Source organism: Roseivirga sp. AWQ4_251 (assembly GCF_056158225.1).
In genome coordinates, this window is record NZ_JBSWSW010000001.1 from 2481193 (window position 1) to 2497522 (window position 16330).

Here is a 16330-nt window from a genome sequence, read left to right on the forward strand (position 1 = left end):
TAAATTATCGCTCTCTAAAGCTCTTTGGAGATACACCAAAATGTTTTTTGAAGAGCTTACTGAAATATTTAGGGTCGTTGTAACCGCATTTATAACTGACATCGGCAACGTTAAGTGACTTATTCTTTAAGAGGCCTTCAGCTTTTTGCATCCTCAAATGGATGATTAAATCGGATGGAGACGTATCTAAACATTCTTTAAATACGCGATAACATTTGATTTTGCTGAGCTCCAAAAGCTCACTTAACGTTTCTACTTTAAAATCAGGATTATCTAAATTTTGCTTGATGATTTGCAAGCCGTTTTGAACCAATTTTTCATTTGGGTTCAACGGAGAATCTTGCTCGTTGCCAACCAACAGAGCGGCCAATTTATGTTGTTCCGAAGGTTGATTTCTTTTGGCCTCCACCAACGAAGCCACTTGTTTGATTATATAAGACCTGCTTACAGGGAGTTCAATAAGCTTATCAATTCCAATATCGAGCAAGAGCCATTCATTATTCTTCTCTCCTAGCCCATCATGCAGGTATACAATGGCGGTTTGATCCTGATCTTTCAAGCCTTTTACCATTTCGGTGAAATGATTATCAATCTTCAGATTGTAAAGCACCACTACATCAATTCGCATTTGCTCAATAGCAGAACGAACCATACGTTCGTCATCTTCTACAATCACATTGAAACGCCTATCATCAATCATGTTAATAAGCGTATCCAACTCGTATTTTTGCGCAAAAAGTAGCAAAGTGGGTTTATTAGCATCTAAAGAACCTGCCAATTCCAAATGTTTCCAATGCTTAAAATTCACCTTTTCAGGTTCGTTGTGTAAATGAGTTATGGGCAACTCAAGCACCATTTTAACAGCGGTATCTTCCTTTTCGAATGAAATTCTACCCTGCATGTTTTCAAGCATTTTTTTACAGCTGTTGATATATGGGCTAAAAAGCCATATTTCTTCAAAATTGCTCAGAAAGAGTTTATTCGAAACTTTGATTTCAAAACTCAAATCATCTTGCACCCAACTCACCTTCATAGTAACTCGCGATCCTTCTTTGAGATATTTAACCGTTTCGCGAAACAGATATTCAATAGCAAGTTTATATTGAAACACATCTAGTTCGACCCATTGCGGTTTCAAAAGAAGTTCTGTTTCAAGCTGAACGCCATACTTCTTCAGCAGGGATTTTAGACTGAGTTCGATATTTTGGAATAGATCCACAAGTAAGGTCATGGATTTTCCAGGCGTATGGAGTTGATCTAATTCTCCAGCTTTATTCCAGTCGTTTAATTCTCTTAAAATTGAATCGAGAAGAAAATCCAGCTTTTCCTTTTCCTTTTTTTCTCTGACTTTGAGCTGTTCAAAACCCTTTTTCAATTCATTTAAAGGGCTGTGAAATTGATCAAGAAAGAAGGACTTGAACCTTTCCATTTCAAAATCTCCATCCTTGTTGCGCTGGTGCAGAGATAATAGTTCGGCCTTTTGATTTAAGATTTCTTGATTTTTTCCGTCCAAAGCCTCATTTGCCAATTCAAGTCTTTGCTTTTGTTGTTTAATCAAATGTGTTCGCTCTTCAATTTTTCTCTCCAAACGCTTTTGCGCTGCTTTGATACTCTGAAATCGCCACACGAGAATCACAGCAGTGAATATGGCCATCACAGAAAGCCAAAATAAAGTGGATTTCCAAAAGGGTCTGGGGATGCTAAAAACCACGCTTTGCTGATTATTCGGTGAATTAGAAAGTGAGTTCTTTACTTCTAACGAATAATCACCAGCTTTGAGACCGCTAAGCTTAATGCGTCTATTTTCGGGCAATTCATACCAGCTTGTTTCTTCGGAATCCTTAATTCTGTAAATGATTTTGTTGTTGGGATTTTCACTAAACGAAACAATCTGAACATCAACATAAGCGTCATTATCAGCTAACAATTCTTCAAAATCAACAGGAATTTGAAGCTCAATCAACGGCAAATCTTCAACAATATCGATTTGTTGAGGATGGAAATAATTCATTCCATTCACTCCACCAAAAAAAATAAAGCCCAGATTATTCTGGTAAAAAGCACCTTCAGAAAATTCCGGGCCTTGCCATCCTTGCTGCCATGGCAGTGTTGTTATTTCCAGCGTTTTACGATCAATAATCCCAATACCATTAGTGGTGCTGGCCCAAACTTTATCACCACTGCCAACCAATCCGTAAACAAACTGGCTCGAAAGCCCATCCTTTCTGGTCAAGTTTTGAACCAGCCCATTTTCCGGATGATAAATCGAAATTCCAGAAAGAGTACCCAACCATAAATTGTGGTTGCTGTCATCTTCCCAAATGGCGTAAATGCTGTTATCCAACAAACCTTGTCGGCTATCAATCACCTCAACTTTGCCTTCAATAAACTGGATGAGGCCATTGTGTTCTGTTGCCAAGTAAATTGCTTCTCCGGATTTATACACCTGACGCACATGATAATCCGTCAATAATTCACTACCTGAAAAGGGCACAAATTCTTGTTTTTCATAGCTAAACTTCGCCAAACCACCCCAACAGGCCACCCAAAGTTCATTGGTTTCTCTATCTTCAAAAAAATCATAGTTTCTAGATTGAGCTAAAAAAGGATGTTTCGCTACCGTGAAAAATTCCGGAGGTTTACTTTCTGAAATTCGAATCACACCACCGTAAGTACCTACCCAAACATCTCCTTTGCTATCGGTAAAAAGGCTTCGGATTCGCTTCCAGTTGTCATTCTCATTGGGAAAATCAACTTTAAATTCCTGAAAAGCTTCGTTGTTTTTAGTATTGAAGTACAACCCCGCGTTGTAATACCCTAGCCAAATTCTTCCTTGCGGATCTTGAGTAATGGCGCGAATGGTTTCGTTTGGCAAGTTCGGGTTCTTTTTAGGATGAGAATAAACCGAAAAAATGCGGTCAGAATTTTTGAACGCCATGCTGATTCCTCCATCTTTCAACCCTAGCCAAACGTTTCCGAACACATCTTCAGAAATATCATAAATCTCGTTACTTCTTAAGCTGTAGGGATTGGACGGATCGGCTAAATATTGATGGAACAAAGGAGCTCCGTTTTTAGTCTGGTCCATGGGCAACACAAAGAGTCCGTTTTTGAGAGTCGCATACCAAATATTCCCTCTTCTATCGGTATGAACATCTAAAATTTTGACATTCGGATGAGCTCTTTCCAAAAGGCTATTAAGCTGCGTTTTATCGGCCTCGGTTACTGAACAACTTTCGCAAAATTGAAAGCCATTCGCATCATCATAAACCATTCGCTTGCCAGCGGTTCGAATTATTAAATTTCCATTTTGATCTAAGCCGAGCATATCGACATCATCCTTGAAAACAAAGTTTTGGAAAACGCCCTTCTTCATCATCAAACTCACAGAATTGACCGAAGCATTTGCCCAAAGCCTCTTTTGCCCATCTAGTATCAAATTGTAGACATAATTACCTGGCAAACTGGTGGAGTTGTCAGGGTTATTTCTGAAGATTTCGAAATTCTTTCCGTCAAAAAAATTAAGGCCGTCCCAAGTAGCAATCCAAAGTGCTCCTGATAAATCGTTCGCCAAACTGTTTACGGAGTTGTTAGAAAGGCCTTCTTCTACCAAAAAATTCTGGAACTTAATGTTCTGCCCACTAAGTTCTGCGAACTGAAAAAATAGCAGCAACAAACAGACAAACAGCTTTTTTAACTTCATACACCACCCCACTAATGAGGTTGAAAGTTACATTTGGCATGTTGACTGGATTTCAAAGCATAGTTAAGCTTTGATTAAATTTTTCAGCTTTTACTAAGTTAAAAGTGCCTTGCAGAAGAGGCTTAAACATGAAAATCACTTACTCTTCTTAATCCCGAATTTCGATTGATAAAACTCCATCATAGGTTGAAACGGGCCATATTTGTGTTGTTCAGCACTAAAATCATCTTCCCAAGGGCCATAAGGAGTTGACACTGGTTTTAATTTTTTATCTGGAAAATCTGCTTCAGTATTAGCTTTTAATGGTCGCGCAAAGCTGTTGATGTAGGCCGCCACGTGATATGCTTCCTCGTCAGTTAAAACTGGCTTTTCCAATGTAGCTTGAAGATAAGGCATATTGCCCTTGATAAATTCAGCAGCGGTGATTACACGATGCATTCCTGCTCCGTGATTATAAGTATCCGTTCCCCAAAGCGGAGGATACAAATAAGCTGCATCGGCAGAAGGGCGCTGGCCTTGTCCCGACTCCATATGACAAACTTGGCAATACTGCTCGAAAACAGCCTTTCCTTTTACTAAATCAGCCTTTTCATTCGGTAATTTCACCTTGGCAAAACCTTTATAATAATTTTCTTTTTCCTCGGGAACATCGCTACTAAGCCATTCCATATAAGCGATTATCCCCTGCATTTCTAAACTGTTTTCGGGAAGTTTGGTACCGTTCATACTGCGTTCCATGCAGCCATTAACACGTTCCGTTAGGGTTCCGATTTTATTTTCTCGGCCACGAAATTGAGGGAAGCGGTTTGCCACACCAACAAAAGATGCCGAACCCGGTTTTGTTCCCGCATTCAAATGGCAGTTCTGACAACTTAGATTATTGCCAGCATAACGATTACTCGCCTTAGGTGCCAATGGACCAATATGCTTGGAACTTTCTGTGATTATAGAATAGCCGTATTTAATCAATGAAGCCTTTTCTTCTCCGGCCAAATCAGAAGCGATGGATTTTGGCTTCCAATTCGCCAAATCAATTTTTGTGGGCTTAAAAATTTCTGGGTTTACAGATATCAATACGGTAAAGGCAATCAGGCCACCGACCAAACCAATAATGAGGTAGAAGATTCGGGTTATCAGTTTAATCTTTTTCACAAAAAGAGCTTTAGAATCTGTAAGTTAGAATAAAATCAGTGTGAAGGAAATTAGCCTTATTTATCAGGTAAACAGGTTCGTCACTTTCTTCATCAGTTAAAAACCGATAAGCCATATAAAGCTCTGCGGCCAATCCTTTTTCTGCTTTTTTAGGCGTTATTTTCAGTGAAGCATCCCAATGCAAGGTTGAAGGCACTTGATACTTACTTTTATATTTTAAATCGGGATTGGGTAACCAATGGTGCGTAAGGCTACTGAACATGCTAAAAGTTCTTTTCTCACCTTCCTTTTTGGCACTCCATTTTACCTGAGCAGAAGTTACATCCCTGAAACCTTCAACCCTGGTTCTTCGGGTGAATGTATAGAAGTATTCTCTTCCCCATTCCCTTGGCATTAACAAACGACCTTGGTCTGGAATTCGAGTAAAACCTAAATGAATGGTATGATCAACTAACTTTTTATCGAGCCCAATACTTACTGAATTTGCAGAAGCATCTGTAAAATAGCGCAACTCAGGTTCTGGATTCCCTCCATCTCCTACTCGGTTTTGATAAATGACTTGAGCCGCTAAAGTCCATTCTCGATTTTCTCCAAAGAAATATTTCGGTTCAAAAACAATTGTGTTGCTTATATTTTGGGTGTAGTAATTCCATAGGTCCAGCTTAACATCTTCTCCAAAATTATAGCCCAAGTTTGTAACAGATACAAAAGCAGATTTTGTGTTTCCAAAATACTTGCTAGGTGCGCCATCAAGCCCTACCCCAATACCACCGGCACCAATAGACTCGCCTGGCTTCTGAAATTTGCCCACAAAACGAGATGATATTCTATTGATAAAACCTACCTGAGCATGAAAACGGGTTGGTCTTCTATATTCGTACCAAAGCCCTTTGAAAGCCGTTGGCAAAGGCCAAACTTCAGTATTCATAATGGGTGAATCTTCCAAAATTCTTCCGATTCGGGCAAAGTGATAACCTATAGTATAGTTCAAGTAAAACTCTGGAAGACTGAATTCCACGGAGCCATCCATGTTTTTTTGGCTCCATAAATTGCTTTCATATATAGGGCCTGCACCCGTTAAAGCGTCTCTTCTCTCAATACCTGCTTTCCCCCAATTCATCAGAGCCATTCCGGAAAGCCCAAAGGTGAAACGATCATTAAAATCTATTTCATATTTGAGTTTTGCAGCCGAAACCATGATATAATAATCTTCAGCACTTCCATTATTGTAAGTGCTCATATATCGGTTTTGAGCATAACCCGAAAGCTTTCCGCGAAGCTCATTTTCTTGAGCAAAGGCAGAAGTAAAAGAAAATGAGAACAGTGAGATTAAGAAAACTGCTTTAAGAAACTTCATTGTAATTAATGAGGAAGTTTATGGCGAATTCTTCCGTAAACGTATGTTCCCAAAAGTCCCGATAGGATGGCTACAAAAACGACAAAAACGCCATTGCCAACCAAAATAAACATAGGACCAGGACACGCTCCGGTAAGAGCCCAGCCCATTCCGAAAATGATTCCACCCAATAAATATCTCCAAATAGAAAATTGTTTTGGAGGAATTACAATTGGTTCTCCATTGATGGTCTTCATTTTAGATTTTTTCACCCATTGGGTGATGATGATGCCAAGAACTACGGCAGACCCAATAACGCCATACATATGAAATGACTGAAAACGGAACATTTCATAAATTCTATACCACGAAATGATTTCAGCTTTGGTAAGGGTAATTCCGAAGATTGCGCCTAAAACGAGATACTTTAAATATTTCATGACTACGGATTATAGAGGTAAAATATGAGGAAGAACAAGATAAGTGACAGCCAAACCACCAATGAAAAAGCCAATCACTGCGATTAATGAAGCGGGCTGTAAATCACTAAGGCCAGAAATAGCATGACCGGAAGTACACCCCCCTGCGTACCTGGTTCCGAAGCCTACGAAAAAGCCTCCAACTACAATGAAGATGATTCCTTTAAGACTGAGTAACGACTCAAAGCTAAAGATGCTCATCGGTACAATGTCTTGTCCAGGATTTTCAATACCATAACCTTGTAACTCTTGAATAGTAGCCTCAGAAATACCTACGTGAGCTCCATTAGTCAAATAATAGCTGGCAATAAATCCACCAACAATAGCACCAACGGCAAACACTAAATTCCAAGTTTGGGCGCGCCAATTAAAATCGAAAAACTCACATGATTTTCCGGCACCAAACAGAGAACAGATGTTTCTAAAATTGGCAGAAAAGCCGAAACTATTGCCAAAATACACCAAACTGAACATGACAATAGAGATAATAGGGCCTGCTACCCACCATGGCCATGGGGAAGAAATAATTTCTAACATTTTAAATATTTAAGAATTGAAAGAGGTTGCTCGCAAGGAGCATAATTGAGCCAGAAGAAGAGAAGGTTCGAGGATTCAGGGAGATGAATTTTCTCTTCGTCTGGCTTTTATTTTACTTCAATGTTGTTGGACAAACGAAGTCGGTAATAGGAAGATCGGTTTCGCGAATGGCTTTAAAACCACCAGCTACATCCACGATTTTATCATAGCCTCTTGATTTCAGAATAGAGCTGAAAATCATAGAACGATATCCACCAGCACAATGGATGTGATAGGTTTTATCCTTGCTGATTTTATCCATGTTATCGTTGATGTAGTCAAGTGCTACATTCTCAGCACCGTCAATATGTTCTGAAGCGTATTCTGTTGGCTTACGAACATCGATTACATTTAATGATTCCGTTTTAAATTCCTCTGCCAACTGAGTTGCAGGAATGGAAACAATGCTATCCACTTCTTTACCAGCTTCTTTCCAAGCATTAAAACCACCTTTTAAGTAACCCAAAGTGTTGTCGTAACCCACGCGTGAAAGTCGGGTAACTACTTCTTCTTCTCTGCCTTCATCGGCAATAAAGATGATCGGTTGCTTTAAGTCCACGATCAAAGCGCCTACCCATGGGGCAAAACTTCCATCGATACCTATGAAAATTGAATTCGGAATAAAACCATCTTTGAATTCTTGAGGCTTTCTGGTGTCCAGAATCATGGCTCCTTCATGATTTGCCATGGCTTCGAAAGTATCAACATCCAAGGCTACACTACCTCGTTCTAAAACTTCGTCTAAAGCAGAAACTCCAGTTTTGTTCAACATTGCATTTTTAGAGAAATACTGAGGAGGAGGCAAGATTCCAGAAGTAACTTCTTTGATGAACTCTTCCTTGGTCATGTCAGCTCGTAAAGCATAGTTCATTTTCTTCTGGTTACCCAAAAGATCCGAAGTCTCTTTGCTCATGTTTTTTCCGCAAGCAGAACCCGCGCCATGAGCTGGATAAACCACAACATCATCAGGCAAAGTCATGATTTTCTCGCGAAGGCTGTCGAAAAGCATGCTTGCTAAATCTTCCTGAGTTAGGTTAGACTTTACAGCCAAATCCGGACGCCCAACATCACCAATAAATAGGGTGTCTCCACTGAAAATAGCGTTTTCTTTTCCTTCCTCGTCTAACAACAAATAGGTTGAACTTTCTGGCGTGTGGCCCGGAGTGTGCAACACTTTGATTTGAATTTTTCCTAATGAGAAAACCTCACCGTCTTGAGCTTCGTGAATATCAAATTCAGTTTTCGCTCCAGGACCATAAACAATGGTTGCTCCAGTTTTATTGGCCAACTCTAAATGACCAGAAACGAAATCGGCATGAAAATGCGTCTCGAAAATATACTTGATTTTAGAGCCTTCTTTTTCAGCTCTTTCGATGTACGGCTGAATTTCTCTCAGTGGATCGATAATCGCTACCTCTCCTTCGCTTTCAATATAGTAAGCGCCTTGAGCTAAACAACCTGTGTAAATTTGATCTATTTTCATTTTTATAATTTTTCTGCTTCAAAAACAGTTGCAATAACGCTTGTTCAGGTGGTTGCGTTCGTAACATTTGTTACACTAGTCATTGGCCTGTACCGCAAAACTCGCATGCGTGTTTTTAAATTCCTCTGACAAGCAATAATTTACGGCTTCGTCTGTAGTCATAAAGAAAATCTCGGAAGCTTTTTCACTAAATAACTCATTTCTGTGGAAAGCATCCCTTACAGGCCCCACCACTTCAGAAAACAAAACTTCAATCTCCTTTTCTTTCAGGCTTTCCACCATTTCTTTAACGCCAAGAATCCCCGTAGCATCTACATAAGCTACTGGGCCAGCATCTATAATCACTTTCCTAAGCTCTCCTTTTCGTTTAAAAGCTTCAGTTAAAATTCGTTCTTTAATGGTTTGAATATTCACAAAAACAAAAGGTGCATCGACCCTTACAATGAGTAGATGTCCCCAGTTTTCCAAATCCTTAAACCTTTTGATATTTCGGTATTCGGTAAAGCCCTTTACCCTACCTAAAATAGCCATGTGAGGGTTGGCTGCCCTATACAACAACAGCAAAATAGAAAGTGCTACTCCTGTGACAATGCCAGGCACCATTCCGAAGCAAAACGTAACTAAGAAAGTTGCCAAACAAATGGCAAACTCAATTTTATCGGTAGTCCAAAGTTGTTTGGCATACTTTAAATCCACCAAATTGAAAACTGCTACCATAATGATTGATGCTAATATGGCATTGGGCAAATAGTAGAAAAAGGGTGTTAGAAACAGCAATGTAACCGCTACGATTGCCGCTGCAAAAACTCCAGCTAAAGGGGTTTTGGCACCCGATTCATAATTAACAGCGGAACGCGAAAAACCCGCTGTCGCGGAGAAAGATTGAAAGAAAGACCCAAAAATATTAGAAGCTCCCAAAGCCAACAATTCTTGATTGGGCACAATCTGATGCCCTTTGTTTTTAGCCTCCAGGGCTTTACCTACGGAATAGGCTTCGATGAAAGATATAACAGCAAGTGTACCCGCCAATGGCACCAGCTGACGAAAGCTATCGAGTGTAATTTGAGGAAGTTTGAAGGCAGGCAAGCCTGAGGGAATTTCTGCAACAATGCTCACTCCTTGAGCTTGTAAAGAGAAGAAATAAACGACACCTACCCCAAGAATTAATGCGATAAAAGCACCTGGAATTTTTCGATTCCAAAGCTTTAGAAGTTGAATAATGGCGATTCCACCTAAGCCCAGTAAAAAAGTCGTAAAATGAGTATTGCCAATTGAATCAATGGCAGAAAGGACAATTTCATAACTGCGATTGCTTTTTACCAACTCCACACCTATTAAATCTTTGAACTGGTTTATAGCGATAATGAAAGCAACGGCAGAAGTAAAACCACTAATCACCGGCTTTGAGAGTAGATTGGTGATAAAACCCATTTTCCCAAAACCCAGAATCAATTGGAAAACACCAACGAAAAAGGCTAAAACAATGGCAAATGCTATATAAGCGTCAGTTCCCTGAGTGGCAATTAGCGACACGCCTGAAGCAACCAGAAGCGAATCCATGGCAACTGGACCAACAGCCAGTTGACGGGAAGTGCCCATTAAAGCGTAAATCAATTGAGGGAAAATGGCCGTGTACAAACCGTAAACCGGAGGCAAACCTGCAATCATGGCATAGGCCATTCCTTGAGGAATGAGCATAATCCCTACTGCCAAACCCGCAAACAAATCGCCATTTAGGTGATGTTTTTGGTATTTAGGAAGCCAATCTAATATGGGAAAGAATTGCTTGATTGTTTACGGTTTTAAGTTGACTTAAGAACAGAATAACCATTCCAGACAAAAGTAACCAAAAATGTAAACTCGAAAAGAAGACTGACCAAAAGCAGCTCATTCAAAACTTCAGATCAATAAACTCTAAACGATGAACCTTAGACTAAAAACCTTACGTTCTCAAAGCACTTCTATTCTGTTGCGATGAAGCTCTATTTTATCTTCTATTTCCAGTTTTTTCAGCAATCTTGAAATCACAACTCTTGAAGTATTCAATTCTTGAGCGATTTGTTCGTGGGTTTTATTGATGACGTACGATCCCGAACTCGCTTTTTTATCAAGCAAATATTTCATCAAGCGTTCGTCCATCTTCATGAAAGCGATACCATCAATGGTATTCAACATTTCATCAAAACGGTCTTGGTATGAATCGAAAACAAACTTTCTGAAACTGCGATATTTGGCCATCCAATCATCCAGCTGACTCATAGGCACCATCCAAACCTCAGTTTCTTCTTCAGCAACGGCTTTAAATTCCGACATTTTATCGGCAAAACAACAGCGGATAGACATGGCGCAAGCTTCGCCACCTTCTAAATAGTAGAGAAAAACTTCGTTGCCATTTTCATCTTCGCGCATGATGCGCAAAGTCCCCTTGATCACCAATGGCATTTCAGATGCCTTACCTCCAGGAGATATCAAAAGGTCGTCCGTACCAAGCTTCATCAGCCTACCTGTGGTCAACATTTCTTCTACTAATTCTGGCTCCAGACCTTTTGCTAAAAGGTTTGCTTTCAATTTTTCCGATATCATAATTTCAAATAAGGTAAACCCGCTGCCCAAAACAGAGTAACGCGTACCTTTTCATAGTTGCTTTTCAGCTTTAAAAGTTTCGATTGGGCTTCTAAAAGTTTGTCTTGTTGAAAATTAATTTTGAACAAGTCACTTTCACCGTTTTCCAAATTAAACAATTCAGCTTTGAGCAGCATCACATAATTATTGACAGCTGTTTGTTGAAGGCTAATCATCTCCGCCATATTCAGCATTTCCACATAATGGGCTCCAATTTCGTTCATGATTTCGCGCTCCGTTTGATTTAACTCAAAAGAAGTTTGATCGATCTTAATTTTGGTTTGCTGAAGCTTGGCCCTTTCTTTCCTCAGGAAAAGTGGAAACTGAAATTCGAAACCAAACTTATAATTCTTTCCAAAATTCACATCCTGAAAATCACCTCGAGGACCAATCGGAGCATTAATCAAATTATAACTAAGGTTAACGCCTGGTTTAAGGTTTTCCTTGGCCAGTTTCTCTCCCACTGCCAATTGGTCGAGCTTAAAAGATAGTTTTTGAAGTTCAGGATGACCTTCTAAAGCTAAATCTTTCAGCTCTTCAATTTCGGCAATTGACAATGCTGTAACTTCTTGGTTTGGCATAACCGGCACAACTGCATTCTGAAGCTCCAAAGGCTCTTCATTTTCTCCCCACAAATAATTGGAAAGCAAGTAGCCCGCTTTCTGAAATTCTATAGAGCTAGATTTTAAATCCGTTCGCCTGTTTTGCAAGGTAATGGCCGCCTGAACAGTGTCCATAGCCGAGGCTTCTCCATAACTGAAATCCAACTTCACCCTACGGTAAATTTCTTCGGAAATATTAACACTTTCGGAAACCAATCGATATTGATAATAAGCGTAAAACCAACTCCAATATTCCTTAGCTGCTGAAAGCAAGGTTTTATTGATAGACTTTATTCTTTCCGCTTCGGAAATGCTACTGAATATTTTGGCTTGTTGAACATCGGCTCTACGCTGATCGATAAAAAGGCCCTTCCCAACCGGTAAACTCACGCCAGCAGTTACCTGATGGTAATCATCTTCGGCAGGAATTGAGTTTTCAGGATTTAAATAATAACCACGGTTCTTATCTAAACTCACCTTGGGATCGAGCGGAAACCAAGTCGGCACCTTCAAAGTCGCATTGAATTTATCGTAGTATTCTTTCTCCTTAAAATTCTTGACATTCCAGTCCGATTCCAATTTCGGATCGAAAGCGCCTCTAGCCATTCGCAATTCTTGACGGGCATTTTCTGGCAGAAGTTCAGCCTGCTTAACCACAGGATGATTTGCCAAAACCATTTTGAAAAGATCGTCAATGGTGAATACCTCAACTGTATCGATGGGTGTCACAATCTCTTCAAAAGACTTTACATTCAATCCCGTGGTTTGCGCTTTAGCAAGCCCGAAAACCATTAAGATTAAGCATGTAAATATGAATTTCTTCATCATTTGGCTTTGGTTTTAAAGTCTTTAGACGCGTTCTTCTCGTCTTTAGCAGGTTCTTCGTAAAGGCTTGGAGGGAAACCATTTAACTGTCGCCAGATTTCATACCATACACTCACGTTATCTAGCATTACCCAACCTTTTGTTCCTGAACCCATTCTCAGTTGTTCTGGCCAAGGGTCATCATCATGGTCTGGCGTAACCAGAATTCGATATTTACCACCGACATCGTTAACCCGATCGATTACCTGAACCACGCCACCAAAAGTTCCTACAGAAACACTCGGCCAACCCGAGAATTGTAAAGCAGGCCAACCATCAAACTGAATCCGAACTTTCCTGCCTGGCTCTACCAAAGGAACATCCATGGCCTTAATGTACATTTCAACAGCCAAATCCGGAGTATCGGGCATAATCGTTGCTACTGCACCGCCTTCTTTGATGGTTTCACCAATACCAGCTTGTAAGGTTCGAACCACATAGCCTGCCTGAGGCGCAATAACCTGATATTGCTGATTTCGGATAGACATGTTGGCATATTCATTTCGGGCTTTGGCTAAGGCGCCCTCAGCATCGTAAACTTCAGCGAGCGTATTATTTAAGTCGCTAGTTGCTTTACTGATCTTATCTTGATATTCAGCAATCGTTCCTTCAATGTTCACGCGAGCATTCACAAGCTCGGTTTTGCTTTGCAGAAACTTGTTTTCGCTGCTAATTAACTTCATTTTGGCCTCTTGAAACTTACTTTCAACCTCTTGAAATTTGGTTAGCGCAATGTTTCCAGCATCATAAAGCCTCTTATTTCGTTCAAAGCGATTTTCAGCATTTGCAAAACGAACCTTCTCAGCTTCGTAATCCACGCTATCGCTTGTCAGTTTGTATTCCGCTTGAATCAGTTTGTTTCTGGCTTGCTTTTCCTTTGCGTCCAACGCATCGTTTAATGCCGAAATTTGATTTCGAAGAGCATCTATTTTATCTTGCTTAGCCGCAATGCTGCTCTCTTTTGCATCGATTTGTTCTTGCAATCGCTGCAATAAATTCGGGTCGAAGAATTTATCCTTCACTTCGGAAAGTGTAAGCAAGGTATCACCACGGTCAACATACTGACCTTCACGCACCATCCAACGTTCGATTCGCCCTGCAATGGCCGATTCAACAGTTTGAGGTCTATTTTCAGGTTGAAAAGCCGTCACCTTTCCTGTGCCTCTGATGTTTTGCTGCCAAGGCAAAAACAAACAGATGAAGAAAATAAAGCCTACGGCCAACAGCATTTTCGCCAACCATTTGCCTGCCTTTGGGGTGTTCAAGGTTTTGAAAACCATATGATCCGAATCCAAAGGATTATTCACTCTTTTATGTGATAGGTTCAGCATAATTAGTTTTTAATAATGTTGTTTAATTGACCGGCTTTCAATAGTTCTTCAAAAGACCCTTCAGCCTTTACCAAACCTTCTTCCAAAACAATCACACGATCGCAAGCCATCATTACTGAAGCGTTGTTTGAAACCGTGAGCAGCGTACACATTTCTTCTTGTTTTGTTACCAAATCAATCAGCTTTTGCCTTTCAATTTGGGGGAACATTCCGAAGTAGTCATTCAGAATAAGCAACTGCGGTTTTTTCGCCAAGCAACGGGCCAAAATCAGGCGGTTTACGAAAGAAGTACTGAAGCCCTTGCCTCCACTTACGATGTAAGTATTCAAGCCATCAGGAAGAGAGTTCACCTTTTCCCTAAGCCCAACTTTCTCAATCATTTTGACAGCGTATTCTGGCTTAGCCATCGGTTTTCCTACAAGAATATTTTCGAGTAAAGTGCCATCGAAAAGATCTTCTTGAGTTACGTTTTTGGCCATTTTATCGCGTAGATTGGTTAAATCCAGATCGCGCAAAGAATAATCGTTGATAGAGATACTGCCTTCATAATTGTGGTTCAAACCGGCAATGGTATTAGTAAGTGTAGTTTTACCTGAATCGCTAGCTCCCGCAATACAAATCTTTTCACCGCATTTTATTCTTAGGTCAATTCCTTTGAGCGCGTAATTTGAACTATCAGCGTATTTGTATTTCAAATCCTTGATGTCAATTCTAAAACCTTTTTGAATATCCTCATGTGTAAGGTCTATTCCTCCAGTTTTCTCTAAAGGCAAATCTGTTACTTGAGAAATTTTGTCCACTGCGGTCAACATATCGTAAACCACGTCCATATAAGCGATAATTTTTTCTACAGAATTGAGTATCAAAACGATAATCACTTCGGATGCCACAAATTGGCCAAGTGTAATTTGTCGATCGATAACCAGCTGAGTACCAATAATCAACAACCCGCCCGTGATTACAGCTTTGAATAGAATGATATAAGAATATTGGCTGAGCAACACCTTAAAGTGTGCCTTTCTGTTCAAAAGGTAATTACCAACATTCGATTCGGTTTTCTTTACTGGAAGCTGCGTATTTCCTGATAGCTTGAAGGAATAAATCGTTCTTGCTATTTCTTCCATCCAATACACCACCTTGTATTTGTATTTCGATTCTTTGATGGAAGATTTAAGACCTTTTGGCCCTGTGAGTTTGAAGATGGCAAAAAGCACCAAGAGCAGAAACAAACCAAAAAACACAAAAAACGGGTGATAGAAGGACAACAAAACCAGACCAAAGAAAATCTGGATGGTTCCTGCGGTTAAATCCCCAAATAACTTGGGCAAACCTTTCTGAATGGTAATTACATCGAAGAACCTATTCACCAATTCAGGAGTATGAAGATTGGCTAACGATTCTACCTTCATTCTGGGAATTCGGTAAGTGAATTCAAAAGCGGCCTTCGTGAAAATCCTTCTTTGCAAATATTCCACCAGTGTAATCTGCATTACCTGCAAGCCCCCTGCCGCCAAAACGCCAAGCAAAACCAAACTGATAAGCACATAAATTGAACTGAAGAAAACGCCTCCGGAAACCAATTCAACCGTAGCCTGAATACCCAAAGGAAGCGTAAGACTTATTACCCCAACAAAAACAGCATAAATTAATATGTAGAAGATATCTTTCTTTTCTTCTGAAAGAAGACGAATCAGACGCTGCACCGGAGTAAGTGGTTTCCCCTCCATTCCATCTTCATCTTCGCTTACCAAACTCTTGTATGAAAAAGCACCAAGAAGAATCAAATCACCTCCTCCGTCTCTAATCAGTTGCTTTTCTATGTCGACATCGAAAGGAATTTCCGTCACAGAATCTTGGCCAATTTCATAGATTTTCACCTTCCCTTTCTTTTCTTGTTTGATTAAAAGAGGCACAAAACCATTGTTACCATCCTTTTTCATTACAACAAGGGGAATATCGGTTTGCTTTATCAAGCTGCCCAACTGGCCTTCAACTAAAGGCTGGTCTAAAAAAACCACCTTAACTCGATTTCCAATTTCTATAAGGTCTCTTTTAAATTCGACAACCTCATCCAAAGCATATTGCCTGTTCTGAAATTCCAGTTCAGATACCGGAATATCTTCCTTCAACAGGTCATAGGCCACTTCTCGAATAAGATTAACTATATGGTGGTTTGTCATAT

11 protein-coding genes are annotated in these 16330 nt (G+C 40.0%); all 11 read right to left on the minus strand.

Going from position 1 to position 16330, the window contains the following annotated elements:
• Positions 1 to 4: 4 nt before the first annotated feature.
• Positions 5 to 3703, minus strand: coding sequence for a two-component regulator propeller domain-containing protein (locus ACXACJ_RS10795; protein WP_475134378.1), 3699 nt, complete (start codon positions 3701 to 3703; stop codon positions 5 to 7).
• A gap of 135 nt (positions 3704 to 3838) precedes the next feature.
• Positions 3839 to 4855 (minus strand): c-type cytochrome, encoded by a 1017-nt coding sequence (locus ACXACJ_RS10800; protein ID WP_475134379.1) that lies wholly within the window; start codon positions 4853 to 4855, stop codon positions 3839 to 3841.
• A gap of 10 nt (positions 4856 to 4865) precedes the next feature.
• Entirely contained in the window at positions 4866 to 6212 is a 1347-nt protein-coding gene (locus ACXACJ_RS10805; RefSeq protein WP_475134380.1) for a hypothetical protein, read from the minus strand.
• A gap of 5 nt (positions 6213 to 6217) precedes the next feature.
• Entirely contained in the window at positions 6218 to 6631 is a 414-nt protein-coding gene (locus tag ACXACJ_RS10810) for a DUF6691 family protein (protein WP_475134381.1), read from the minus strand.
• 9 nt (positions 6632 to 6640) lie between these two features.
• The gene (locus tag ACXACJ_RS10815; RefSeq protein ID WP_475134382.1) at positions 6641 to 7207 is read right to left on the minus strand and encodes a YeeE/YedE family protein; all 567 of its coding nucleotides are present in this window, start codon (positions 7205 to 7207) and stop codon (positions 6641 to 6643) included.
• Between the two features lie 112 nt (positions 7208 to 7319).
• On the minus strand, positions 7320 to 8729 hold the full coding sequence (locus ACXACJ_RS10820; RefSeq protein ID WP_475134383.1) for an MBL fold metallo-hydrolase: 1410 nt from the start codon (positions 8727 to 8729) through the stop codon (positions 7320 to 7322).
• 75 nt (positions 8730 to 8804) lie between these two features.
• Entirely contained in the window at positions 8805 to 10520 is a 1716-nt protein-coding gene (locus ACXACJ_RS10825) for a SulP family inorganic anion transporter (protein WP_475135083.1), read from the minus strand.
• A 159-nt stretch (positions 10521 to 10679) separates the two neighbouring features.
• On the minus strand, positions 10680 to 11312 hold the full coding sequence (locus ACXACJ_RS10830; protein ID WP_475134384.1) for a Crp/Fnr family transcriptional regulator: 633 nt from the start codon (positions 11310 to 11312) through the stop codon (positions 10680 to 10682).
• A complete protein-coding gene (locus ACXACJ_RS10835) occupies positions 11309 to 12781 on the minus strand; it encodes a TolC family protein (protein WP_475134385.1) in 1473 nt (490 codons plus the stop codon). Before ACXACJ_RS10835 ends, ACXACJ_RS10830 begins: the two co-directional genes overlap by 4 nt.
• The gene (locus ACXACJ_RS10840; protein WP_475134386.1) at positions 12778 to 14148 is read right to left on the minus strand and encodes an HlyD family secretion protein; all 1371 of its coding nucleotides are present in this window, start codon (positions 14146 to 14148) and stop codon (positions 12778 to 12780) included. Before ACXACJ_RS10840 ends, ACXACJ_RS10835 begins: the two co-directional genes overlap by 4 nt.
• A gap of 2 nt (positions 14149 to 14150) precedes the next feature.
• Positions 14151 to 16328 (minus strand): peptidase domain-containing ABC transporter, encoded by a 2178-nt coding sequence (locus ACXACJ_RS10845; protein WP_475134387.1) that lies wholly within the window; start codon positions 16326 to 16328, stop codon positions 14151 to 14153.
• Between the last annotated feature and the right edge of the window lie 2 nt (positions 16329 to 16330).

What these genes read in the sequence shown, in the direction of transcription:
- ACXACJ_RS10795 (WP_475134378.1), bottom strand. Translation starts at nt 3,703, where the DNA reads ATGAAGTTAAAAAAGCTGTTTGTCTGTTTGTTGCTGCTATTTTTTCAG.
- ACXACJ_RS10805 (WP_475134380.1), bottom strand. Translation starts at nt 6,212, where the DNA reads ATGAAGTTTCTTAAAGCAGTTTTCTTAATCTCACTGTTCTCATTTTCT.
- ACXACJ_RS10810 (WP_475134381.1), bottom strand. Translation starts at nt 6,631, where the DNA reads ATGAAATATTTAAAGTATCTCGTTTTAGGCGCAATCTTCGGAATTACC.
- ACXACJ_RS10815 (WP_475134382.1), bottom strand. Translation starts at nt 7,207, where the DNA reads ATGTTAGAAATTATTTCTTCCCCATGGCCATGGTGGGTAGCAGGCCCT.
- ACXACJ_RS10820 (WP_475134383.1), bottom strand. Translation starts at nt 8,729, where the DNA reads ATGAAAATAGATCAAATTTACACAGGTTGTTTAGCTCAAGGCGCTTAC.
- ACXACJ_RS10830 (WP_475134384.1), bottom strand. Translation starts at nt 11,312, where the DNA reads ATGATATCGGAAAAATTGAAAGCAAACCTTTTAGCAAAAGGTCTGGAG.
- ACXACJ_RS10835 (WP_475134385.1), bottom strand. Translation starts at nt 12,781, where the DNA reads ATGATGAAGAAATTCATATTTACATGCTTAATCTTAATGGTTTTCGGG.
- ACXACJ_RS10840 (WP_475134386.1), bottom strand. Translation starts at nt 14,148, where the DNA reads ATGCTGAACCTATCACATAAAAGAGTGAATAATCCTTTGGATTCGGAT.
- ACXACJ_RS10845 (WP_475134387.1), bottom strand. Translation starts at nt 16,328, where the DNA reads ATGACAAACCACCATATAGTTAATCTTATTCGAGAAGTGGCCTATGAC.